Origin of the sequence: Winogradskyella sp. ECml5-4, assembly GCF_036903175.1 — a bacterium.
Lineage (GTDB): Bacteria > Bacteroidota > Bacteroidia > Flavobacteriales > Flavobacteriaceae > Winogradskyella > Winogradskyella damuponensis.
Map to the genome: position 1 here is coordinate 36,282 of NZ_JAYJLF010000011.1, position 24,045 is coordinate 60,326.

General features: G+C 31.7%; 20 protein-coding genes. 14 read left to right on the forward strand and 6 right to left on the reverse strand.

Annotation, left to right across the window (positions count from 1 at the left end):
- Positions 1 to 9 precede the first annotated feature (9 nt).
- The 3 genes from VDP25_RS12695 to VDP25_RS12705 are packed head-to-tail and all read left to right on the forward strand — an operon-like array spanning position 10 to position 4,525.
- Positions 10 to 906 carry a FecR family protein gene (locus VDP25_RS12695; RefSeq protein ID WP_334470335.1) on the forward strand — a complete coding sequence of 299 codons (897 nt, stop codon included), beginning with the start codon at positions 10 to 12 and terminating at the stop codon, positions 904 to 906.
- A complete protein-coding gene (locus VDP25_RS12700) occupies positions 899 to 3,214 on the forward strand; it encodes a TonB-dependent receptor domain-containing protein (RefSeq protein ID WP_334470337.1) in 2,316 nt (771 codons plus the stop codon). Before VDP25_RS12695 ends, VDP25_RS12700 begins: the two co-directional genes overlap by 8 nt.
- 33 nt (positions 3,215 to 3,247) lie before the next feature.
- Entirely contained in the window at positions 3,248 to 4,525 is a 1,278-nt protein-coding gene (locus tag VDP25_RS12705) for an acyloxyacyl hydrolase (protein WP_334470339.1), read from the forward strand.
- Positions 4,526 to 4,624: 99 nt separating this feature from the next.
- Here the strand turns inward: VDP25_RS12705 and VDP25_RS12710 are convergent, their stop codons facing one another.
- Both VDP25_RS12710 and argS read right to left on the reverse strand, forming a co-directional pair.
- Complete coding sequence (locus VDP25_RS12710) at positions 4,625 to 5,911, reverse strand: carboxypeptidase-like regulatory domain-containing protein (protein WP_334470341.1); 1,287 nt, start codon at positions 5,909 to 5,911, stop codon at positions 4,625 to 4,627.
- A gap of 196 nt (positions 5,912 to 6,107) precedes the next feature.
- Entirely contained in the window at positions 6,108 to 7,886 is a 1,779-nt protein-coding gene (argS, locus tag VDP25_RS12715) for an arginine--tRNA ligase (protein ID WP_334470596.1), read from the reverse strand.
- Between the two features lie 460 nt (positions 7,887 to 8,346).
- Here argS and VDP25_RS12720 point away from each other — a divergent pair, with 460 nt between their 5' ends.
- Both VDP25_RS12720 and VDP25_RS12725 read left to right on the forward strand, forming a co-directional pair.
- Positions 8,347 to 10,407 carry a tetratricopeptide repeat-containing sensor histidine kinase gene (locus tag VDP25_RS12720; protein ID WP_334470343.1) on the forward strand — a complete coding sequence of 687 codons (2,061 nt, stop codon included), beginning with the start codon at positions 8,347 to 8,349 and terminating at the stop codon, positions 10,405 to 10,407.
- A 38-nt stretch (positions 10,408 to 10,445) separates the two neighbouring features.
- The gene (locus VDP25_RS12725; RefSeq protein ID WP_334470344.1) at positions 10,446 to 11,072 is read left to right on the forward strand and encodes a chromophore lyase CpcT/CpeT; all 627 of its coding nucleotides are present in this window, start codon (positions 10,446 to 10,448) and stop codon (positions 11,070 to 11,072) included.
- A gap of 87 nt (positions 11,073 to 11,159) precedes the next feature.
- On the opposite strand, the gene ctlX is transcribed toward VDP25_RS12725, so the two are convergent.
- A complete protein-coding gene (ctlX, locus tag VDP25_RS12730) occupies positions 11,160 to 12,092 on the reverse strand; it encodes a citrulline utilization hydrolase CtlX (RefSeq protein ID WP_334470346.1) in 933 nt (310 codons plus the stop codon).
- 68 nt (positions 12,093 to 12,160) lie between these two features.
- Complete coding sequence (locus tag VDP25_RS12735; protein ID WP_334470348.1) at positions 12,161 to 12,529, reverse strand: hypothetical protein; 369 nt, start codon at positions 12,527 to 12,529, stop codon at positions 12,161 to 12,163.
- Between the two features lie 39 nt (positions 12,530 to 12,568).
- On the opposite strand from VDP25_RS12735, the gene VDP25_RS12740 reads away from it, so the two are divergent.
- From VDP25_RS12740 to VDP25_RS12760, 5 genes are all read left to right on the forward strand, one after another.
- On the forward strand, positions 12,569 to 14,326 hold the full coding sequence (locus VDP25_RS12740; RefSeq protein WP_334470350.1) for a M14 family metallopeptidase: 1,758 nt from the start codon (positions 12,569 to 12,571) through the stop codon (positions 14,324 to 14,326).
- A gap of 208 nt (positions 14,327 to 14,534) precedes the next feature.
- Complete coding sequence (locus VDP25_RS12745) at positions 14,535 to 15,980, forward strand: RimK family protein (protein ID WP_334470352.1); 1,446 nt, start codon at positions 14,535 to 14,537, stop codon at positions 15,978 to 15,980.
- 3 nt (positions 15,981 to 15,983) lie between these two features.
- The gene (locus tag VDP25_RS12750; RefSeq protein ID WP_334470354.1) at positions 15,984 to 17,210 is read left to right on the forward strand and encodes a glutamate-cysteine ligase family protein; all 1,227 of its coding nucleotides are present in this window, start codon (positions 15,984 to 15,986) and stop codon (positions 17,208 to 17,210) included.
- 84 nt (positions 17,211 to 17,294) lie between these two features.
- A complete protein-coding gene (locus tag VDP25_RS12755; RefSeq protein WP_334470356.1) occupies positions 17,295 to 17,984 on the forward strand; it encodes an N-formylglutamate amidohydrolase in 690 nt (229 codons plus the stop codon).
- A gap of 59 nt (positions 17,985 to 18,043) precedes the next feature.
- Entirely contained in the window at positions 18,044 to 18,922 is an 879-nt protein-coding gene (locus tag VDP25_RS12760) for a bile acid:sodium symporter family protein (RefSeq protein ID WP_334470358.1), read from the forward strand.
- Positions 18,923 to 18,965: 43 nt separating this feature from the next.
- On the opposite strand, the gene VDP25_RS12765 is transcribed toward VDP25_RS12760, so the two are convergent.
- Complete coding sequence (locus tag VDP25_RS12765) at positions 18,966 to 19,547, reverse strand: NUDIX hydrolase (protein WP_334470597.1); 582 nt, start codon at positions 19,545 to 19,547, stop codon at positions 18,966 to 18,968.
- Positions 19,548 to 19,667: 120 nt separating this feature from the next.
- Here VDP25_RS12765 and pyrE point away from each other — a divergent pair, with 120 nt between their 5' ends.
- Both pyrE and VDP25_RS12775 read left to right on the forward strand, forming a co-directional pair.
- Positions 19,668 to 20,312 carry an orotate phosphoribosyltransferase gene (gene pyrE / locus VDP25_RS12770; RefSeq protein WP_334470360.1) on the forward strand — a complete coding sequence of 215 codons (645 nt, stop codon included), beginning with the start codon at positions 19,668 to 19,670 and terminating at the stop codon, positions 20,310 to 20,312.
- A gap of 84 nt (positions 20,313 to 20,396) precedes the next feature.
- Positions 20,397 to 20,792 (forward strand): SRPBCC family protein, encoded by a 396-nt coding sequence (locus VDP25_RS12775; RefSeq protein WP_215927727.1) that lies wholly within the window; start codon positions 20,397 to 20,399, stop codon positions 20,790 to 20,792.
- Here VDP25_RS12775 and VDP25_RS12780 read toward each other — a convergent pair.
- Complete coding sequence (locus tag VDP25_RS12780) at positions 20,789 to 21,520, reverse strand: biotin--[acetyl-CoA-carboxylase] ligase (protein ID WP_334470363.1); 732 nt, start codon at positions 21,518 to 21,520, stop codon at positions 20,789 to 20,791. The two genes, VDP25_RS12775 and VDP25_RS12780, sit on opposite strands and share 4 nt — an antisense overlap.
- Positions 21,521 to 21,614: 94 nt before the next feature.
- On the opposite strand from VDP25_RS12780, the gene rsfS reads away from it, so the two are divergent.
- The gene (gene rsfS / locus VDP25_RS12785; RefSeq protein ID WP_215927723.1) at positions 21,615 to 21,986 is read left to right on the forward strand and encodes a ribosome silencing factor; all 372 of its coding nucleotides are present in this window, start codon (positions 21,615 to 21,617) and stop codon (positions 21,984 to 21,986) included.
- A gap of 17 nt (positions 21,987 to 22,003) precedes the next feature.
- Positions 22,004 to 23,947 (forward strand): ATP-dependent zinc metalloprotease FtsH, encoded by a 1,944-nt coding sequence (ftsH, locus tag VDP25_RS12790; protein ID WP_334470365.1) that lies wholly within the window; start codon positions 22,004 to 22,006, stop codon positions 23,945 to 23,947.
- Positions 23,948 to 24,045: the final 98 nt, after the last annotated feature.

Here is a 24,045-nt window from a genome sequence, read left to right on the forward strand (position 1 = left end):
ATTACATTTATGAAACGAGAGGAACTCATAAAAAAATGGTTAGATCATAACCTAAATACTGAAGAGCTAAAAGCTTTTAAGCAGCTAGAAGATTATAATGATCTTATTAAAATGGATACTGCTTTAAAATCTTTTAAAGCACCCGAATTTGCTATAGATACATCTTACAAAACATTAAAGCAACATCTTAAACCTAAACCTACAAAAACGAAGCAATGGCTAAAACCACTGCTTAGAATTGCGGCTATTTTAGCCATAGGATTTAGTATTTATTATTACACTTCAACTCTAGACACTGAAGTTGGAACACTTATAGCACAACAAAGTACTATTGAGCTACCAGATAATTCTATTGTAGATTTAAATGCCAATTCTACAATCACTTTTAATAAGAGTCACTGGAGCAACAATAGAGAGGTAAAACTACAAGGTGAGGCATTTTTTAAAGTTGCCAAAGGTCAAAAATTTGATGTTATTACTTCTGAAGGAGTAGTTAGCGTCTTAGGAACACAATTTAATGTAAAGCAACGTAAATCTTATTTTGAAGTAACTTGTTACGAAGGTTTAGTTGGTGTAACACATAAAGACAAAACGGTAAAATTAAAACCAGGCGACACTTTCCAGATTATAGATGGAAAATTACTAACAACTGAAAGAGAAAACACAACTCAACCACAATGGTTACAAGGCGAAAGCAGCTTTAACAGCATTCCTCTTAAACACGTCATTGCTGAGTTTGAAAATCAATACAAACAGAAAATAATTACAGAAAATATTGACACATCTCGTCTATTTACAGGAAGTTTTACTCATAATAATTTAGATTTAGCATTAAAGTCTGTTACAATACCATTAAATTTAAGCTACAGCAAATCAGAAAAATCTATTTTATTAAAGCGTGAATAAAAAATTACTTTGTTTAATTTTCTTTTTTTCATCTTTTACCTTTTACAACCTTGCCTATAGCCAAGAGTTAAAGGAAAAACAGACGCTTGCACAAATACTTTTAGAACTTGAAAAACAGTACGATGTTAAATTTTCTTTTGAAACCAAGACAATTGAAGGCATCTCAATCACTCCTTTACGCCATGGACTTTCTTTAACACAAGCTGTTAACCAACTAAAACTTGACACCAACCTTAATTTTGAAATTCTAAGTAATCGTTTTATTGCTATTACACCGCAAAAAGTCACTGAAGTACAAAACAGTATTCAGCACCTAGAAGAGGTTGTTGTTACGAATTATCTAACTAAAGGTATTTCTAAAACAAACAACGGAACCATTGAGGCAGACACCAAAGCCTTTCAAATTTTACCCGGATTGATTGAACCAGATGTATTACAAATAGTACAAAACTTACCAGGAATAATTAGTGTAGACGAACGCATTTCTAATATCAATGTTCGTGGTGGTACAAACGATCAAAATCTTATTTTATACGAAGGAATAAGAATGTATCAAACAGGTCATTTTTTTGGGTTAATATCTACTTTCAATCCTTATTTATCTAATGATGTTACAGTTTCTAAAAACGGAACTAGCGCCAAATTTGGCAATGCTGTCTCTAGTACTATTGCGATTCAAAACACAGACAATTTAAGCGAAAAAACAAGTGGTGGAATTGGAGGCAACCTGCTAAGCGTTGATGGATTTGCAAAAATCCCATTATCTAAAAAAACAGAATTACAATTAGCCGCTAGACGTTCTTATACAGATTTTATAGTTTCAAAAACTTATGACTCCTATTTTGACCGTATTTTTTCAGACTCAGAATTAAATACTTCAAATGCTATTAATACACAATTGGCATTAGACGAGCGTTTTATTTTTTATGATTTTAATGCTAAATTTTTATATAACATCAACGACTCCTCTAAGTTACGCGTTAATGTCATGAACATGTATAACAACTTAGATTACAAACAGGTATACACAACAACAAATAACGATTTCCAAGAGACAAAAAGTGAATTAAACCAAATAAGTTTTGGAACAAGTGCTACCTATTCTAAACGATTAAAGGATGGAACAAATCTTTCTGCTCAAGCTTATTATTCTAATTATGATTTAGATGCTACAAATAACAATATTTCTAACAATCAATTCTTAAAGCAAGAAAATAAAGTTGAAGATTATGGTTTACGGTTTGATATTTCAAAAGTATTAAGTCCTTCCTTAAAAATAAATTTGGGCTATCAGTTTAACGAAGTTGGTGTTACCAATTTTGAAGATGTAACCAATCCTAATTTTACGAGTTTAACAAAAGAAATTATAAGAACACATGCTATATTTGGTGAAGTTGTACGCTATTCGCAATCTCGTAATACATATTTACGTTTAGGTTCAAGAATTAGCTACTTTGGGAAACTGCAAAAGCTTATTATTGAACCTCGGTTTGCATTCAACCAAAAACTATCGGACTATTTTAGGTTAGAAATATTAGGCGAATTAAAGAGTCAATCTATTACTCAGGTTATAGATTTACAGCAAGATTTTTTAGGCATAGAAAAAAGACGTTGGCAATTAGCAAATACGAATAACATTCCTTTAATCAAAAGCCAACAAGTATCAGCAGGTGTTAGCTATAACCAAAATAACTTATTAGTATCTCTAGAAGGGTATTACAAAAATGTAAATAACATTACCGCTCTTAGTCAAGGGTTTCAAAACCAGTTTCAGTTTACAAACGATATTGGTTCTTATACCGTAAAAGGTATTGATTTTTTAATTAACAAACGCTTTAATAATTTTAGCTCTTGGCTAAGTTATACCTTTAGTAAAAACGATTATCATTTTGAAAATCTAAATAATGGCAATTCTTTCTCAAACACGTTAGATTTGCAACATGTTGCCAACGCTTCTTTAACTTATAATATTGATAATTTTAAAATTGGCCTTGGACTTAATTGGCATTCAGGAAGGCCATACACAACACCTTCAACAACACAAGACAACAGTAACAATATTATAGAATACGCGTCTCCAAATAATGCACGTTTACCCGATTATTTTAGAACAGATATCTCTGTAATTTATAATTTTAAATTTTCAAAAGGTGTAAAAGCCGATATTGGAGCTTCTGTCTGGAACATCTTTAATCAAACCAACATTATCAATCGGTATTACACCTTTAATTCTGATGATTCTATGGTTGAAATTAATAATAGGTCTTTAAAATTTACACCAAATCTTAGTTTTAGAATCAATTTTTAGTTGTTTATTGTAACACCAACCAACCAGTTATTAATGCGCTTCAAAAATTATTTAAGCTTATCTTTAGCTATTACTATATTCTTTTTTCTTCAAAATTGTTTGGCCCAAACAACTACTACCACCTCTAAGACATCACTCTTTTTTACACCCGAAATTATTGTTGGAAAAACACAAGAAGCCAATACTGATTTCCCTAAAACCAAGCTACAAAAAAACGTATTTTTAAGTATTGGCCAATACAACTATAACTCTAATAAAGAATGGGCTGCGAGATTAAACTATCCTAAAACTGGTATTTCATTGGGTTATACAGATTTTGGTAATTCTACCAAAGTTGGGCATGCTTATAGTATATTGCCATTTATTGAATTTTCAATATTAAAAAAACAATTAAACGGTTTAAACCTCCAAATAGGTTTTGGTAGTTCTTATATGGACACTCAATACGATATAATTACCAATGCATTCAACAGAGCAATCACCACAAAAATTAACTGGTCGTTTAGATCTTTTTTCTATTACGATGTTTTTAAAACCCATGCTACAGACTGGCGATTTGGCTTGGGATACTTACACCATTCTAATGGCCATACGAACTTACCAAACCAAGGCTTAAATTCTTTTACAGCAAGTGTTTCTGCTAAAATTGACAAAAACTCTAATAGTAATAACGATTTTAAAAAACCTACTTTCTCCTCTAAATCTCAAACGTATATGGCTTTTCGGTTGGGTTTAGGTCAAAATGTATTATCTGAAAAGTTTAATACCAAAAAAGAAGTTTTTACAGTTTCTGCTTCTGCTGGAAAAATCCTAAATAATACATTTAAATTTGGTGGTGGTTTTTATTACAGGTTCTATGAGCACTACTACGATTACATAAAAAACAATGAAGCTTTAATTGAAGAACAATTTCCTCACTTTAAAGATAACCCTTATGGTTACGCAACTAGTTTTGGGATTTTTGCAAGCTCTGAATTATTAATAGACCATATTGGTTTTGAATTTGATTTAGGTTTAAACATACACAAACCTTTTTACAAAATAGATTGGCAACTTAACCAAGGGTTTACTTATGAAAACGCAAATGGAGAAACCATAGAAGTTTTAGGTGAATTAGATTGGTATTATGAAATAAAACGAACTATTTCTGCTAGAATGGGATTAAAATATTATTTATGGACAACCAACAAAGCTCCAAAGCACAATATTTTTCTTGGTGCACATATTAATGCAAATCTTGGTCAGGCAGATTTCACAGAATTAAGCTGTGGTTATGTATACCGTTTTAATTTAAAAGAGAAATCCATATAGTAAGAATTAATAGTGATTTTAGACTTTAATAACGTCCTCTTATAGCATTAAATAAATGCTTATTCTAAATCTACTTATATAACGCATTTATAGTTGTGCTTAGCTACTCTTCTTTTTTTTATCCTGTTTTTCTTTTTCGATATTCTTTTTAATTTTAGCTATTGCAGACTCTATAGACTTATCTGGTTCTATTAGATTATATTTTCCCCAAAAATTAGGATCTGAAAACCCAAAAATCGCGTCAGTAATAACCATAGTTGGTTTTAATCTATCCTTAATTTTAATTCTTTTATCAGTAGAATTAACTTCCCAATCTGTTACAGCCATTTCACTAGCCAAAGTATAAACCTTATTAAATAACTGCTTCTTTTTATTAATTTTAAATTTCAGATTCAAATTAGAATAATTGTAATACCATGTTTTACCATTAACTTTATATGCCACTTTATAACTTGCTTCTAAAGGGTAAACAACAATATCCTTAGGCTTTTTTTTAACTAATAAATTTTTGGTTCTTTTTTTATCACTTAAATCTAAAGCATAGTCTGCACCTGCCAAAGCCAATAATTCTACATCTATAAATAATTTACCAATATAGTTTACTCCAACAACGTTAGCCTTTGGAATAAAATTTACCACATAAACTGCTCTATTATTTATAACTGAAGGCTCATCAAAAGAGAAATTATATATTTTAATACTTTCTTCTGTAAAAATATGTTCAGGATACTTCATAATATCTAAATACAATGCCGAAAATGGACCGCCTTGTAACTTTACAGAAACGGTATCTAAACGTTTATAATCTGTACTTTTTCTTGCTTTACTTAGCTGAATAGCATCCCGAAGAGATGAGGAATTGGGCTGTTTAAGAATGTTAACAACCGCTTCAGTTAATGATACATTTCTATTACGACGCTTAATAGTTTCACGATAAAAAGCTGTCATAAACAAAGACTGATCGTCTAAGTGTTGCATTTTATCACGAAACACTTTTTGTACTAAACTTTCAGCATTTTTAAATGCAGAAATACTAACAGCAGATAATTCGGTTACAGCGACATATAATTTTATAACATTATCTGCTTTGGCCAATTGAGATAATGGAACGCTGTAAGTATCATAACCTAATAATGAAATCGTCACTTTAGAATCTAAGTAATCGCTAGCAACTTTTATTACAAACTCGCCTTCAGAATTTGTAATGGTACCAATATTGGTTTCATTGATATTTAAGCTAACTGCTTCTAAAGCTTTATTAGAACGCCCATCAATAATTTTACCACTATATTCTGTAAAAACAGCTTGAGCATTTAACGAAAACACCACTAAAACCATTAACAAAAACGTAATGGTATAGCGTTTTAAAGTGTGACATTTTTCCATAGCAGTAGTTTAAAGAACAATTGAGCTCTTACTAAATTACGAAAAAATACACAAATCACTCTCTTACAAAGTGTTAAACCTCACGAGAAATAATTACAAAAAAAATACAGATAGAAACGGCGTCTATTTAAAATAAGCTCTAAAACAAGTTCAGAATAACACATTTCATATGATAAAAATTAGATGTTATCTAAACTTACATACGTTCTGGTACCTCAATTCCTAAAACTTGAAATGCATTTTTAATTGTCTGACTTACCGATTTAGACAATGCTACTCTAAAGCTTTTTTCTTCTTCTGTATCTGCACCTAGAATAGATACATTTTGATAAAATGAATTAAAATCTTTTACCAAATCATAAGTGTAGTTTGCAATTAACGCAGGGCTATGCTGCTCTGCTGCATTTTGAATGACTTCAGGAAATAACTCTAACTGTTTGATAAGTTGTTTTTCTTTGTCGTGAAGCACTATGTTAGCATTATCAAGATCACTAAGCGAAGCTGTAGTAGCCTTTCTTAATATAGACTGAATCCTTGCATAGGTATATTGAATAAAAGGCCCTGTATTACCTTGAAAATCGATAGACTCTTTTGGGTCAAATAAAATTCGTTTTTTAGGATCTACTTTTAAGATGTAATATTTTAATGCTCCTAAACCAATGGTTTTGTAGAGTGCTTTTTTCTCTTCTTCCGAGTAATCTTCAAGCTTACCTAATTCTTTAGAAATTTCTTCTGCGGTATCTGCCATTTCTTGAATTAAATCATCTGCATCTACAACCGTTCCTTCTCTACTCTTCATTTTTCCGCTTGGTAAATCTACCATACCATAACTTAAGTGGAATAGATTTTTAGCCCAATCGAAGCCTAATTTTTTTAAGATTAAAAATAAAACTTTAAAGTGGTAATCCTGCTCGTTACCAACCGTATAAACCATACCTCCAACATCTGGGTAATCTTTTATACGTTGAATCGCTGTACCAATATCTTGAGTCATGTAAACTGCAGTTCCATCGCTACGTAATACAATTTTTTCGTCTAAACCATCTTCGGTTAAATCGCACCAAACAGATCCATCTGCTTTCTTAGTAAAGACTCCTGTTTTTAAACCTTCGGCAACAAACTCTTTCCCTAATAAATAGGTATTACTTTCGTAATAATAAGCATCAAAATCTACTCCTATATTTTTATAAGTCACATCAAAACCATCATAAACCCATTGGTTCATTTTTTTCCAGAGTGCTACAACATCCTCATCTCCAGCTTCCCATTTAATAAGCATTTCTTGTGCTTCTAATAATAATGGAGCGTTCTTTTTAGCCTCTTCTTCAGAATGACCTTGGGCTACTAATTCTGAAATTTCAGATTTATAAACCTGATCAAACTTTACGTAATAATTACCAACCAATTTATCTCCTTTCAAGTCTTTAGTAGGAGTTTCACCTTGACCAAATTTTTGATAAGCCAACATACTTTTGCAAATATGAATACCTCTATCGTTAATAATCTGCGTTTTATAAACGTTCTTACCAGAAGCTTTTAAAATTTCAGCAACACTATAACCTAAAAGCACATTTCTTACGTGACCTAAATGCAATGGTTTATTGGTATTTGGCGAAGAATACTCTACCATTACGGCTTTGTCTTCTTTTACCTCAACAAACCCAAACGTGTTATCGTCCTTTATAGACTGAAAGAAATCGAGGTAATATGCATCATCAATTTCAATGTTTAAAAAGCCTTTAACAACATTAAATCCTCTAACCAAATCCACATTATCGAGTAAATACTGACCAACTTGCTCACCAATTACAGCAGGATTTCCTTTTACTACACGCAACATCGGAAATACAACAACCGTAATATCTCCAGCAAACTCTTTGCGAGTCGCTTGAAATTCTACCGATTCTAATTCTGATTCAAACAATGCTTTAACAGCTGCTTTTACATGTAATTCTAAAGTTTCTTGAAGCTTCATCTTATCTTTATCTTTTGGCATTTTAAACGCTTGCAAATATAGAAGTTTTATTGTTTTATTTAAGATTCTAAATAGACATAATTACAGAACATTAAAGCTACAACGATATAAAAACCACCCTCCACTAACTATCTAAAAAAGAGACCACTAAGCCAATCGTGCATTTCGTCGATGAAACAGTAATACTCCCAAGATTTGTGCCGTTGGTCGATAAGTGATTTTTTAACAAAACTATATTGTACATTTCATCTAATTTATTCGTATTAAAACCTAATTATTAGCATATTTGTAATCATAATAGCACTTTTGGTAGGCTATTAATCAATGTCCCAAACATTAATGAGGCTTAATAATCAAACATTAACCATGTTGTTATTGTTTTGTGTTAACTTACTTTTTTATCCCTCTCTAAAAGTTATTCGCACCAAAACAGCGCAATACGTTATAAAGCTATTTTAAGATGAAACAGTTACTATTTTTAGCTGTTTGTCTTATGTCTTTATCTGTATTTTCTCAAAATGAAAAAATAGATGAACTGACAGTACAAATAGCCTTTAAAAAACCAGACTCTACAAAGGTGGACATGTCTCTGGTGCTCATTAACGAACTCTATAAAAAAGCAGATTACAACAAAGCTTTACTTTATGTTAATAAAACTTCTAAACTATCTGAGGAGCTTAATTACATAAAAGGTCTAGCAGAAAGCAGCTACTATAGAGCTTTAATCTATACCGAACGCAACGACTACTTGAATGCCATAGATAATTATAAAAAATCTAGAGATTTACACTTAAAAATTAGTGATACGCTTGGCGTAGCTAGAGTGAGCAATAGCATTGGTCTTATTGAAATTAAACGAGGTAATTATGCGATTGGATTACAGAACTCTTTATCTGCAATAAATATTTTTGAAAAGCAATACCTTAAAGATGAATTGAGTACTGCTTATAATAATTTAGCTGAAGCTTATTTTAAAACTAATCAAATTGATAAAGCTATAGAGTTTAACTACAAAGCTTTAGACGTTAGAAAGCAACTTAATGACACGGAAGGCATTAAAATTTCTACAAAAAATATCGCCGAATTATACTCGTTATTGAAAGAACACCGTAAAGCAATTGAATATTACGAAAAGGTATTAGACATTTTAAACCCTAAAACCGATCAGAATTTGCGAGGTGAAATTCTACCAAAATTAGGTAGTGAATATTTACGCTTTAAAGAATATGATAAAGCTTCTAAATATTTAGTAGAAGGTTTAAAATACAATAGAAAACAAGACAATAAAGAAGGACTTTTAAGAGCTTTAAATGCTATTGGGAACTTAAATCTTCAGAATAGAAAGGTAAAATTAGCAGAAAAGCAATTGAATGAAGCCTATGCTATTGCTCAAAAAATTGACAACAAAAAAGAGCTTTTAGAGAACTACAAACTTCATATTGCGTTAGATTCTACACGTGGTTATTTTCAAAATGCATTCTTTTGGCAGAATAAATTCTACGACTTAAAGGATTCGCTGTCTAAAGTAGACCAACCTGTATTCCCTACAGATATAAGTCCAATTGATCTTATTAAAACTGAAAACACCTCAGAAAATGACACTGTTACAGTTAAGGAAAACGAATTACCAGAAACCAAAGATTCTTGGCAGAATAATTCATTTTTACTGTATGCATTAATTGCGCTTTCAACTGTGTTATTGATACTTTTAATTTACAGTCTATCAAAAACAAAGTACCATAAAGACAATTTAAAAAAAGAAAAAGAAAAATTAACTCAGGAACAGGTTAGAACAGATGCCATCTTAGAACAAACACATCATTTAGAAGAAGTTAACCAAGTAAAAGACAAGCTTTTCTCTATTGTTTCTCACGATTTAAAAGATTCTATTTCTTCTATAAAAGCCTTTTTAGATTTACTAAAAGAAGACAGTATTTCTAAAGATGAATTTTATGAATTAATTCCAGAATTAAGTGAAAACGCGAATAATGCATCGTCACTTTTATTTAATTTATTAAACTGGTCTAAATCACAAATGCAGAATTTAGAACCAAAACCTGAGCTATTTAATATTCAAGATGTATTTCAGACTAAAATTGCCTTAGTTGAGCAAAAAGTTGAAGACAAACGCATTGTATTAATTGATGAGTCACAACGCGATTTTGTTTATGCAGATCGTAGTATGATAGAAATTGTTATTCAGAATTTAATTACAAACGCTGTTAAGTTTAGCAGAATAGGAGATGTAATTACGATTTCTAATGTAGATGCTAATGGTAAATCTTTAATCTGTGTAGAAGATTCTGGTGTTGGTATTGCCAAGGAGAATATTGACAAGTTATTTGCTGCACATAAAAACTTTACAACGGCAGGTACAAAAAACGAAAAAGGTACAGGTTTAGGATTAACTATTGCTAAAGATCTAGTGGAACTTAATAACGGTAGAATTTGGGTAGAAAGCACAGAAAATGTTGGTAGTAAATTCTTTGTCGAACTTCCTAAATCAGAAGCTAAGGCTTAATTTATTTTATCTATATTTAGCTTCTAAATTGAGGCTTTATGAAACATTTACTCCCTATTATTATCCTTTTATCTTTTTTCTACAATTGTAAAAACGAATCCAAATCCGAAATTAAAGAAGACAAGGAACTCAAAGAATTGTTTGCTTTGATGCAAGGTTCTTTTAATTCTGAAATTCAAGCCCAAATTGATTCTTCCTATTACAATATAGCATTACACATGTATCCTATTTGGGAAGATAAAGGAAACTTTCTATACGTAGAACAAGCTCTAAACAACAGACAGAACAAACCTTATCGCCAACGTATATACGAAGTAACAAGAGCTTCAGATAGTACATTCAGCTCCGCTATTTACGCGTTAAATGTAGACTCTCTTTGGATTGGCAAATGGAAAAACCCTAAAGCTTTTGACGCTATATCTTTAAATGATATTGCTTTAAAAGAAGGCTGTGAGGTTATCTTAAAACGCACAAAGCCAAATCAATTTATAGGTAAAACAGGAGATACCACATGTGTTAGCACAATGCGTGGAGCCTCATTTGCAAGAAGTGAAGTTGAAATTTTAGAAGACAAAATTATTTCTTGGGATCGTGGTTTTGATGCCAACGGAAACTATGTCTGGGGAGCAGAAAAAGCAGGTTATATTTTTAATAAAATAGACTAGCTTAAAACTCAGAATCACAAATTTCAAAAAAACGTTACCTTACTAAACATTAAAAAGAAGCACTAACAACCAAAAATGCTTAAAACCTTATGCTTTAGGTAAAAAGACCTCTGCCATCATACAGCGTGCACTTCCGCCACCACAGGTTTCAATTGTTTCTAAAGAACTCGATATAATAGGACAATGCTTTTCTATACTAGCAATCTGAGATTTCGTTAAACTTTTATGCGCAGCTTCACTCATAACCAAATAGCGTTGCTCATTTTCACCTCTAAGCTGTAACATATTACCCGCAAATTGATGCATTTGAGCTTCTGTAATAGAAATAATTTCTTTACCATCTTGCTTTAAATGTTTAACAACATTTTTTCGCTCTTTTTTATCATCAATGGTGTCTAAACAAATTACAGCAAAGTTTTCTGCTAAACACATCATGACATTAGTATGATAAATTTCTAAACGTTTTCCATCAACAGTTTGATTAGCCGTAAAAATTACAGGAGTATATTCAAAGTCTTCACAAAACTCTATAAACAACTCTTCATCTGCTCTTGGAGATAATGCACAATAAGCTTTTCTATTTACACGATCCATTAATATACTTCCTGTACCTTCTAAAAAAACACCTTCGTGCTCAGCAGACGTATAATCAATAATATTTTCAATCTTAAAGCCTTCTTGTTCTAATCTAATAAAAACTTCGTCTCTACGCTCTCGTCTTCTATTTTCTGCAAACATTGGATACTTAGCAATATCACCATTGGCGTGAAAACTCACCCAATTGTTAGGAAAAATTGAATCTGGTGTATCCAATAGTATATCATCTTGTTCAACAATCACATTAACACCAACAGACCTTAGTTTTGCAACAAAAGCATCAAATTCTTCTTGTGCTTTAATATTAATTTCGGCATTTTTTATATCTAAATCTTCCTGAAAATAATTATTAACTGCTGTTTGCTCATTCATCCTAAAGTTTACAGGACGAATCATTAAAATAGTATTTGTAGTTTGTTGCATAAAATAAAAAATAGAGTGATAAATTTTGTGCAAAGTTATTGTTTTTTAAGACGAAAACAATCATAAAATTACACATGATTTTCTAACCAAATCATCGCCTCTGTTCTTAACCTAAACGTCTTAATATTCCACTTTTTTTCTTTATTCATTCCTATTAGAAAATTGGTAGACAATTTGGCGTTAAACCCCTCAAAAACAACAGCCATAGCTTTAATTTCTTTTAAAGTAGCAATTGTTTTTTGAGCTTTATAGGTATAAGCATATGCAAACTTTTTATTTACAAGAAGAGAAAATGGAGCTTCTAAATGTGTTAATAAAAATGAATGATATTCTTCAACCATTTTTATATCCATTAAAACTCCCTCATTAATTATAACTTCTGCGAGATTTCTTTTTAAGATAGTTATTTCGCCAAAGCTCAACCGATGTGTTTTCATATCAATAAATATAAGTAAATTTAAAGCAAAATTGTAATAATGAAAAAACTCATCCTACTTTTCTTAATTATTTATTCTTGCGCTGACAAAGCAGAGAAGCAAGATTCCGAGCATAAAAAAGTTAAATTAGATTTTACAACGGTTTTCGAAAAAAGCGACGGTTTAGAAACAGCTACATATCAAGAAACTATAAAATACTATAAAGATTTAGCAAACAGTTATCCTGAAATTTCAATTCAAGACATTGGTGAAACAGATTCAGGAAAACCGTTACATATAGTCACTTTAAATATGAATGGCTCTGGTGATAATTTTGAAACACTTAGACAAAACAATAGAATTCTATTAATTAATAATGGTATTCATCCTGGAGAATCTGATGGTATTGATGCCACCATGATGCTATTTAGAGATTTGGTTCAAGGTAAAATAGAGGCACCTAAAAATACAATTGTGGTTACCATCCCAATTTATAATGTTGGTGGTAGTTTAAATAGAAACGCTACTACACGAACCAATCAAAACGGCCCAAAAGCTTATGGATTTAGAGGAAATGCTAGAAATTATGATTTGAATAGAGATTTTATAAAAGCCGACACCAAAAATGCCAAAGCTTTTACTCAAATATTTCATTTGGTACAGCCCGATGTTTTTATCGATAATCACGTAAGTAATGGAGCTGATTATCAATACACACTGACCCATTTATTTACCCAACACAATAAATTAGGAGGTCAATTAGGAAAATTTATACATACTGAGATAATGCCGTCGCTAGAACAAAAACTAGAAGCAAAATCTTGGGACATTACTCCTTATGTTAATGTCTTTAACCGTACACCAGATTCTGGATTTACACAATTTTTAGATACTCCAAGATATTCTACAGGTTACACATCCTTGTTTAACACTCTTGGAATGATGGTAGAAACTCATATGCTTAAACCATACAAACAACGTGTAGAAGGCACATACGAATTAATGAAAAGCATGATTGAAATCACCGAAGAACAAGGAGATAAAATCACAAAACTCAGAAAAGCACAAACCAAAATATGGTCCGCAGGTGATAACTACACATTAACTTGGGCTGTAGATACAACGCTAACCTCTACTTTAAAATTTAAAGGTTATGAAGGCGAAATGATTCCAAGTGAATTTACGGGCGCAAAACGTTTAAAATATGACAGATCTAAACCATTTACTAAGGATGTAGTCTATCAAAATTATTTTAAAGCAACCGACTCTATACGTATTCCTAAAGCTTATATTATTCCGCAAGGTTGGCATAATATCATGGATTTATTGAAGCTAAACAACGTTACATATACCCAATTTAAAAACGACACCACACTAACTGTTGAGTCTTATAAAATTGGAAGCTACGAAACTCGCAAGTCCCCTTATGAAGGTCATTACGCACATTTCAAAACCAACATTAATACCGCTGTAGAGAAAGTAACGTTTAAAAAAGGAGATTATCTCATTTCTACAAATCAAAAAGCTATGCGTTATCTATTAGAAACATTAGAACCTTCTGCGACAGATTCATTTTTTAATTGGAATTTCTTCGATACAATTTTACAACAAAAAGAAGGCTTTTCTCCTTATGTATGGGAAGACAAAGCAGAACAACTTTTAAAGAACAACCCAAAGCTTCAAATAGAGTACAATGTAAAAATTAGCTACGACGAAGATTTTGCGAATAACTGGTACGCTCAATTAGATTGGTTACATAAACAGAGTAAACATTATGAAAAAGCGCATTTACAATACCCTGTATATCGCATAAAATAAGTTTTAATTTATAAAATTTGCTAGAACAAATTCGTTTAACATAACATAAAATACCCGTATTAAACGAGTCTAAACATTAAAATAAAGCTTCTTAGAACAGCATTAAAACAACCTAAAAAAGGCAATAAAAATATTTTTTTACCCCTGTAAAACCAATCAAAAAATAATATACATTTGTTTAAAATTATAATAGCGTAACGCGCTCTAAATGAACAAATACATTGTTGTTAATCAACCTGAAAAATGGAACTTTTCAATTGATAATATAACCGTAATTTCCTCTCAAGATTACCTAACAAACCCTAAGTTTTCCTTATTAAAAAATGCACGAATTTTCAATTTATGCAAGGACTACTCATACCAATCCAAAGGCTATTACGTATCACTTTTGGCAGAAGCCAGAGGCCATTTACCAATACCAACTACAAAAAATATTGTAGATCTTAAAGCTTTAAAATTAGTTAGAATCGTTTCTGACGAATTTGATGATGTTATCCAACAAAGCTTAAAAAACATAAAGTCACAAGATTTTACCTTGAGCATTTACTTTGGTCAAAATGTGGCTCAAAAATACAAGGCGCTAAGTGCACTTTTTTATAAGCATTTTCAAGTCCCATTTTTACGTGTAAATTTTAATCACACCACCAAATGGAATATTCAAAGTATAAAAGCGATATCAGAAGCTGAAATTCCTGCAGAACATATCTCAAGTGTTCATGAGTTTGCAAATCAGTATTTTGCAAAAAAGCGTTATGATACGGCAAAAATTACGAATTACAATTTTGACTTGGCCATATTAGTACATCCAAACGACCCAGCACCTCCTAGCAACCCTAGAGCTTTAAAAAAGTTTATAGAAATTGCTGAAAAGATGAATATCTATGCCGAAATTATTGAACCTAAAGACTTGTCCCGCCTCTCGTCTTTTGATGCGCTCTTTTTAAGACAAAGTACAGAAGTCAATAATGAAGCTTACACCTTTGCTAGAAAAGCACAACAAGAAGGTATTGCGATAATTGATTACCCAGATGCGATTTTAAAATGCTGTAATAAAGTATATATGGCAGAAGCATTAAATAATGCTAACATTAGCACACCAAAGACAGTCATTGTACATAGCAATAATCGCAATTCTGTATTAGAACAAACCGGTTTACCTTGTGTCCTAAAAGCACCTGATTCTACCTTTTCTTTTGGAGTAAAAAAAGCAAAAACTAAAGAAGAATACAATGCTTTGGTTACCGAAATGCTGAAAGAGTCTGATTTAATTATTGCTCAAGAGTTTTGCCCTTCGGATTACGATTGGCGCATTGGTATCATTGACAACAAACCATTCTACGCTTGTAAATATTATATGGCAAAAGGCCACTGGCAAATTTACAACTGGAAAGCCACAGACAAAAACGAACAAGATGGAGATGCCGATTGTTTACCTATTGAAGACGTTCCAAAAAACGTAATTGACATCGCATTAAAATCAGCCAAATTAATGGGATTAGGTCTTTACGGCATTGACATTAAAGTTGTAGACGGCAAACTGATGGTTATAGAAATTAATGATAACCCAAATATAGATTTTGGTGTAGAAGATGCGCATTATGGCGATTTGGTCTATACGGAAATTCTTTCAGCATTAAAAAAACGATTAGAGTAATACATGAAAACAAAATATCACTTATTCGACGTTTACGGCATAGAACTCGAATATATGCTTGTTAACAACAACAACTTTAAAGTTGCTCCACAAGTAGATGAGCTACTTACCTTAAAAGCAGGCAAATTAGTATCAGATATTGAAAATGGTAGCATTGCATGGAGCAATGAACTTGTGGCACATGTTATTGAACTAAAAACTAATGGACCTGCAAAAAGTACAGATGATTTGGCTGATAAATTTCACGCCAACATTATGGAAATCGCTGCGCTTTTACACCCTTTAGACTTAAAGCTTTTAGGCTCGGCATCACATCCATTAATGAATCCTAATACAGACACGCAACTTTGGAAACATAGTTATAGTAAAGTCTATGCACTGTACAATACTATTTTTAACTGTAAAGGTCATGGCTGGAGTAACGTACAAAGCACACATATTAATTTACCGTTTTATGACGATAAGGAGTTTGAACAACTACATGCTGCTATTCGAATTTTGTTGCCATTACTACCAGGACTTTGTGCAAGTTCTCCGATTCTCGAAGGGCAAATCACAGGTTTTAAAGACACGCGTTTAGAGTTTTATAAAACCAACCAAAAGGAAATACCCGAGTTAACAGGTGTAGTTATTCCTGAGCGTACTTTTTCAAAATTAGATTATTATGCAACAGTTTTCGAACCAATAAAACGAGCGATTCAACCTTATGATAAAGACAAAATTTTAGATCAGCATTTTTTGAATTCACGTGGAGCTATTGCACGTTTTGATCGCAATGCTATCGAGATTCGTTTGATGGACATTCAAGAATGTCCTAAAGCAGATATCGCTATTTGTGCATTAGTTATTGAGGTTTTAAAAGCCTTGGTAAATAAAAATTTCTGTTCATTAAAAGAACAAAAACTGTGGGTAAAAGAAGATCTATTTGACATTTTAAACGATGCTATAAGACATGCTGAAAACTCTAAAATTGAAAATCTAGCGTATTTACATTTATTTGGAATAAACAAGAGTTCTACAATTAACGACGTATGGAAATATTTGTATAATGCTGTAAAACAAAAATTACATAAATCGCATCACAAGGCTATTGAGCTAATTTTAAAAGAAGGCACATTAGCAACACGATTATTAAAAGCCATTGGAAATGATACTTCTGAAACACATATTATTTCGGTTTATCGAGATATGCAAAAGTGTTTAAAAACGAACACCTTGTTTCAACCGTGAAACACCTCCATCTAGATTTTGGTATAGAAGTGTATGATTATAAAAATGAACCATGTGACTTAAAAAAACAATACGAATAAACACATGAAACTCATTCTAACATGCGAACATGCAGGAAATAACATTCCTGATACGTACAAAAAACACTTTAACCATAAAGCGGTTTTAAAAACTCATCGCGGTTATGATTTAGGTGCTTTAGATATATTTCAATATTTACAACCATTGGCCGATGCCTCCTATTTTAGTGAGACGAGTCGTTTATTGGTAGAGTTAAATCGGTCCTTGTTTAACAAGCAACTTTTTTCAGAGTTTAGTAACAGCCTATCTAAAAATGAGCAATCAGAAATTCTTAATACGTATTATTTTCCTTATAGAACTGAAATTGAATATAAAATAGCGGCATATATTAAAAGTAAACAGCAAGTGCTACATTTATCTATTCATAGTTTTACTCCAAATCTAAATGGTAACGAACGTAAAGCTGATATTGGATTACTATATGATTCACGCCGTAAAAAAGAACAAGAGTTTTGTAAACAATTTAAAGCAGAGCTTCTAAAACAAGATCCCAATCTTAACGTAAGGTTTAACTATCCTTATTTAGGAAAAGCAGATGGATTCACTACGTTTTTAAGAAAACAATTTTCAACAAATTATTTAGGGATTGAGATTGAAGTTAATCAGAAATTTGTAGTCAATAACAGCACAAACATACATCACGCACTTTTTAACACTATAACAATCTTAAAATCACTGAATCACCATTTTTAATCACTTGAGTTTATAGAATTAAAAGCTTAAATTCGTCTAAAACTTGATAACAACAAACCATGTCTGCAGCCGAAATTATAAGCAATATATTTTTACCCTTATCATTAGCTATTATTATGCTCGGTATGGGAATGACTTTAATTCCTGCAGATTTTACGAGATTAGTAAAATATCCTAAAGCTATTTTAATTGGCCTAACTAATCAACTGATATTACTTCCTGCTGTTGGTTTTACTTTAGCAATAGCTTTTAATTTAAGTCCAATAATGGCTGTTGGCTTAATTATTTTAGCCACATGTCCTGGTGGCCCAACAAGTAATTTAATCACTCAAATTTGTAAAGGAAACATTGCTTTATCAGTTACATTAACTGCTATTACGAGTTTTCTAAGCATTATAACGATCCCCTTTATTTTAGCTTTTGCATTAGATTATTTTGGCACAGCTACAGGAGTCACTATCAAATTACCCATATTAGACACCATACTACAAATAATGGTCATCACGGTAATACCTATTTCCATAGGTATGCTTATACGTAAGTACAAAATTAAATTTGCATTACGAATGAAAAAACCAATGCGTATAGCTTCTACTGCAATTTTTATTTTAGTTTTTATAGCCGTTATTGTAGCTAATTTTGAAATACTAAGTACTGCAATGAGAGAAGTAGGTTTAGTAACTCTACTCTTAAATTTAATAACAATGGGATTAGGTTATGTAACCGCTCGGTTATTTAAGTTACAATTAAAGAATGTTATTTCAATTACAGTTGAGAGTGGCATACAAAATGGCACATTGGCATTTGTAATTGCGACATCAATACTACATAATGTAGAAATGGGAATTCCTACTGGTGCTTATGCGATATGGATGTTTATCACTGGTGGCATTTTAATGTGGCAACTTGGAAAAAAACCAGAAATCGATTCTAAATAAAAAAGGCTAAGTCATAAAACATTTACAAAATGACAAAACGCACCTAAACCAAAATCCGAATATTAGCATAACTATTCTCTAAAGCTTTTTGAGAGGCTTTAGCGTCTAACCATTCAACTTTAGTGATGCCTTCATTTTCTTGCGGAAATAATTCCCCATCAAAATCGGTTGTCATTTCAAACCAATACGTCACTTTAATTTTATGTTTACCATGTCGTTTAAAAATATGATATGTTGTTGGTAATGGTTTGGTAATTTTTAAACCTTCAACACCTGTCTCCTCTTCTACTTCACGTATAGCGGTTTCTTCAATTGTCTCTTTACGTTCCGCTTTTCCTTTTGGTAAATCCCATTTATTATTTCGGTAAATAAAGAGTATCTCATTTTTAGAATTGTAAGCTTTTCCACCACCTGCAACTACATTAGGCAAAAGCTTTAAAAACTTTTTGAGTAACTTATCTTCATTTTTATGAATTAAGTGTACGGCTTTCAAATCTGTATTATTTAAAGTTTTTATCACTTTACCAATATTTACAGATTTTAAAAGAAAGGATTTAAAATCAGTTTCTTTTTTTACTTCAGTAGTTAAAATTATAGGTTTATCACCTACATAAATAGTGTACATCGTTTGAGTTTGTTTCAACTTTCCTTTTGTAAATTTATTATTTTTTCTGAGAAACCATTTGAAATGAAATTTATTTTCGTTTAAAATTTTCTAACCTCGAAAAATCATTATTTTTGTACCATGATTTTTAACAAAGATACTGCCAAAAAAACAGCAGAAGTTTTATTGCAAATTAATGCTATAAAATTACAACCTAACGATCCTTTTACTTGGGCTTCTGGCTGGAAATCACCTATATATTGCGATAACAGAATTGTACTATCGTTCCCACCTATTAGAAACTATATTAGAGCAACAATTGCCAAGAACATTGAAGAAATCTATGGAAAACCAGATGTTATTGCAGGTGTTGCCACAGGAGCTATTGGTATTGGAGCTTTGGTAGCAGAGTATTTAAACCTACCTTTTGTATATGTAAGACCAGAGGCCAAAAAGCACGGTCGCCAAAATCAAATTGAAGGTTATATTGAAAAAGGACAAACCGTAGTTGTTGTTGAAGATTTAATTAGCACCGGAATGAGCAGTCTAAATGCTGTACAAGCATTAAAAGAAGCTGAAGTAAACGTAAAAGGAATGGTGGCTATTTTCTCTTACGGCTTTGATATTGCTAAAAAGAATTTTGAAGACGCTAATGTCGAATTGCATACACTTGGTAATTACGAAAACTTGCTAGAACAAGCTGTTGAAACGTTTTATATAACCAAAGACCAACAAGACATTTTAGCACAATGGAATGCCAATCCTAGTGAGTGGAACGCTAATTGATATAGCATTATAGTAAAATTGTTGAGCCGTTTAACTAACACGTTAAAACTTAACAACAAATAAAAACAACATAACACAATACTTATGAAATTAGAATCCCCAAAAGTAACCTTAGATAAATCAGCAGAAGAAACTTTTAATTTTCTTTCAGATGTTAAAAACTTTGAAAGTTTAATGCCTGAAAACATTAGTAAGTTTGAAGTTTTAGAAAATGATAAATTTCTATTCGCTTTAAAAGGAATGCCCGAAATTATATTAAAGAAAAAGGAAGCTGTTCCTTACAATAAAATCGTTTTAGGTGCTGCAGGCGGAAAATTAGACTTTGCTTTAATTGCTGATATTACAGAAATTGAGTCAAACAAAACCGATGTAAAATTAAATTTTGAAGGTGAATTTAATGCTATGATGGCAATGATGATTAAAGGCCCAATAAGTAAATTTATTGAGACTTTAACAACGAATATGAAGACTGAGATCTAATACAATAGTTTCACATCTTTAAGATCAAAGGTTCTAATAATCTCATCTTCTGTCCAAACTTGCAATTGACCACTTTTGGTCACTCCTTGTATAATTCCAGAGAAGCTATTATTGTTAGAACTTCTAAAAGTTGATGGTTTATCTTTTCTAAAAAGGAAGCTTTCATATTCCTCTTTGATTTTAGAATGATTATTAGACTCTAATATATTGAAATAGAATTTCATCTGTTTTAATATTTCAGAAAGCACTTCATCTTTATTATAAATTACTCCTGTTAATAAACTCATAGAGGAGGCTTGTGGTAAATTATCAAAATATTTCTGATTCACATTAAGACCAAATCCAATTATAGAGCCTTGTAAATTATTGTTTTTTATGACATTCTCTATTAAAATACCACATATTTTAGTGTCTGCTGACAAAATGTCGTTAGGCCATTTAATGCGTAATTGTGGTATTTTAAAAACGCTTAACGCTTTAAAAATGGCTAAAGAAACAGCCATACTAATATAAAATTGCTCTTTAATATCAAAAGACTCTAAGCTCTTAAACACACTTACCGTAAGGCTCTTACCACTTTCCGCTTGCCATTCTGCTCCCATTTGCCCTCTGCCTTTTGTCTGTTTTTCTGCCACAACAACAGTGTAATCCTTAGGTAACGTAACCGACACTATATCCTTTAGATAGCTGTTTGTTGAGTCAATGGCATTAAGTTTGATTATATACATAAAAACGGAAAATTTATTTTATAGTTTTCTTATGATATTTAGAGCTTACAAGAACTAAAAAAATAATAACTTTGCACAAAATTAACTGAAATTAATGACGAAAGAAAAAATCAATCCAGACCAACTCATTACAACCATCATTGGAGGCATAGAAGAAGTTAAAGGAAAAGAAATTACAATTTTAGATTTAAGAGAAATAGAAAATACGGTTTGTGATTATTTTATTGTCTGCGAAGGATCTTCAAATACGCAAGTAAATGCAATCGTCAATTCCATCCAAAAACAAGTTAGCAAAACGCTTAAGGATAAACCTTGGCATGTAGAAGGTACCGAAAATGCCGAATGGGTTTTGATGGATTATGTTAACGTTGTAGTCCATGTATTTCAAAAACACATCAGAGAATACTACGATATTGAAAGTCTTTGGGGAGATGCAAAAATCACCCAAATAGAAACAAGTTACTAAAAAGAGAAACGCTTATAATGGCTAAAGACAATAAAAATTTAAACAAAAAACCGAAGCTAAATCCGTATTGGATTTACGGAATTATCATTGCGATATTTATATCTATACAAATTTTCTCAGGTGGATTTGGAAGTTCTACAGGAAAACAAACTACTCCAACAGAGTTTTTTAACTATTTACGTAACGGAGAGGTTAAAAAAGTAGAAATTATTAATAACCGTGAGGCTCGAGTATATTTAACTAAAGAAGCACAAGCTTTAGATGTACACAAAGGTTCAAAACCAAATACAATTCTACCATCTGTAGCTGCAGCACCTAATTATAAATTCGAATTTGGTGATTTAAAATTATTCCAAGAAGAAATAAATGCTATAACAGCTGAAAATAATCTAGATGTTGCTGTAGGATTTAAATCTGAACAAAATGTATGGGGAGATTTATTACTTACATTATTACCTTTTGTTCTTATTATTGGTGTTTGGATTTTTATTATGCGACGCATGTCATCTGGAGGTGGCGGTGGAGCTGGTGGACAAATTTTTAATATCGGAAAATCTAAAGCTAAACTTTTTGACGAAAAAATAGATACGAAGACGTCTTTTAAAGATGTCGCTGGTTTAGAAGGCGCGAAAGAAGAAGTTCAAGAAATTGTAGACTTCTTAAAGTTCCCAGAAAAATATACTGCTTTAGGTGGTAAAATCCCAAAAGGTGCATTATTAGTAGGCCCTCCGGGAACAGGTAAAACCTTATTAGCTAAAGCCGTTGCAGGTGAAGCACAAGTACCGTTCTTTTCACTATCTGGATCAGACTTTGTGGAAATGTTTGTTGGTGTTGGAGCATCGCGTGTAAGAGATTTATTTAAACAAGCTAAAGAAAAATCTCCTTCAATTATTTTTATTGATGAGATTGATGCTATTGGTAGAGCAAGAGGTAAAAACAACATGTCTGGTTCTAATGATGAACGCGAAAACACGTTGAATCAACTCTTAACAGAAATGGATGGTTTTGGAACTAATACTAACGTTATTGTATTAGCTGCAACAAACCGAGCAGACGTTTTAGATAGTGCACTTATGAGAGCTGGTCGTTTTGACCGTCAGATTTATGTCGATCTTCCAGACGTTAGAGAGCGTAAAGAGATTTTTGAAGTGCATTTACGACCACTAAAAAAAGAAGAGACATTAGATATCGATTTCTTAGCCAAACAAACACCTGGTTTTTCTGGTGCAGATATTGCTAATGTTTGTAATGAAGCAGCTTTAATTGCAGCAAGAAAAGGAAAGAAGTCTGTAAACAAACAAGATTTCTTAGATGCCGTTGATAGAATCATTGGAGGTTTAGAAAAGAAAAACAAAATTATCACTCCAGCAGAAAAAAGAGCTGTTGCTTTTCACGAAGCTGGTCATGCTACTGTGAGTTGGATGCTTGAGCACGCTGCTCCATTAGTAAAAGTAACCATTGTTCCTAGAGGACGCTCTCTTGGTGCTGCATGGTATTTACCTGAAGAACGCTTAATAGTACACCCAGAACAAATGCTAGATGAAATGTGTGCTGCATTAGGAGGTAGAGCTGCAGAAAAAGTAATTTTTGATAAAATTTCTACAGGTGCTTTAAGTGACTTAGAAAAAGTAACAAAACAAGCGAGAGCTATGGTTACTGTTTATGGTCTAAGTGACAAAGTAGGAAACCTAACGTATTATGATTCTTCTGGACAGTCTGAATATGGTTTTACAAAGCCATATAGCGAAAAAACAGCAGAGCTTATTGATAGAGAAATTTCTGATATTATTGAAGAGCAATATCAACGTGCCATTAAGTTATTAGAAAATAATAAAGATAAACTCACCGAATTAGCAGAAGTACTTTTAGACAAAGAAGTTATCTTTAAAGATAATCTTGAAAAGATATTTGGTAAGCGTACTTTTGAAAATGCGGTAATCTCAAACGAAGAGGAAGAATAACCTATATACAATCATATAAAAAACTTAAATTAACCCAATGTTAATTTAAGTTTTTTTATATTTGAAAATCACACAAACGACAGGATTAATCGCAACTA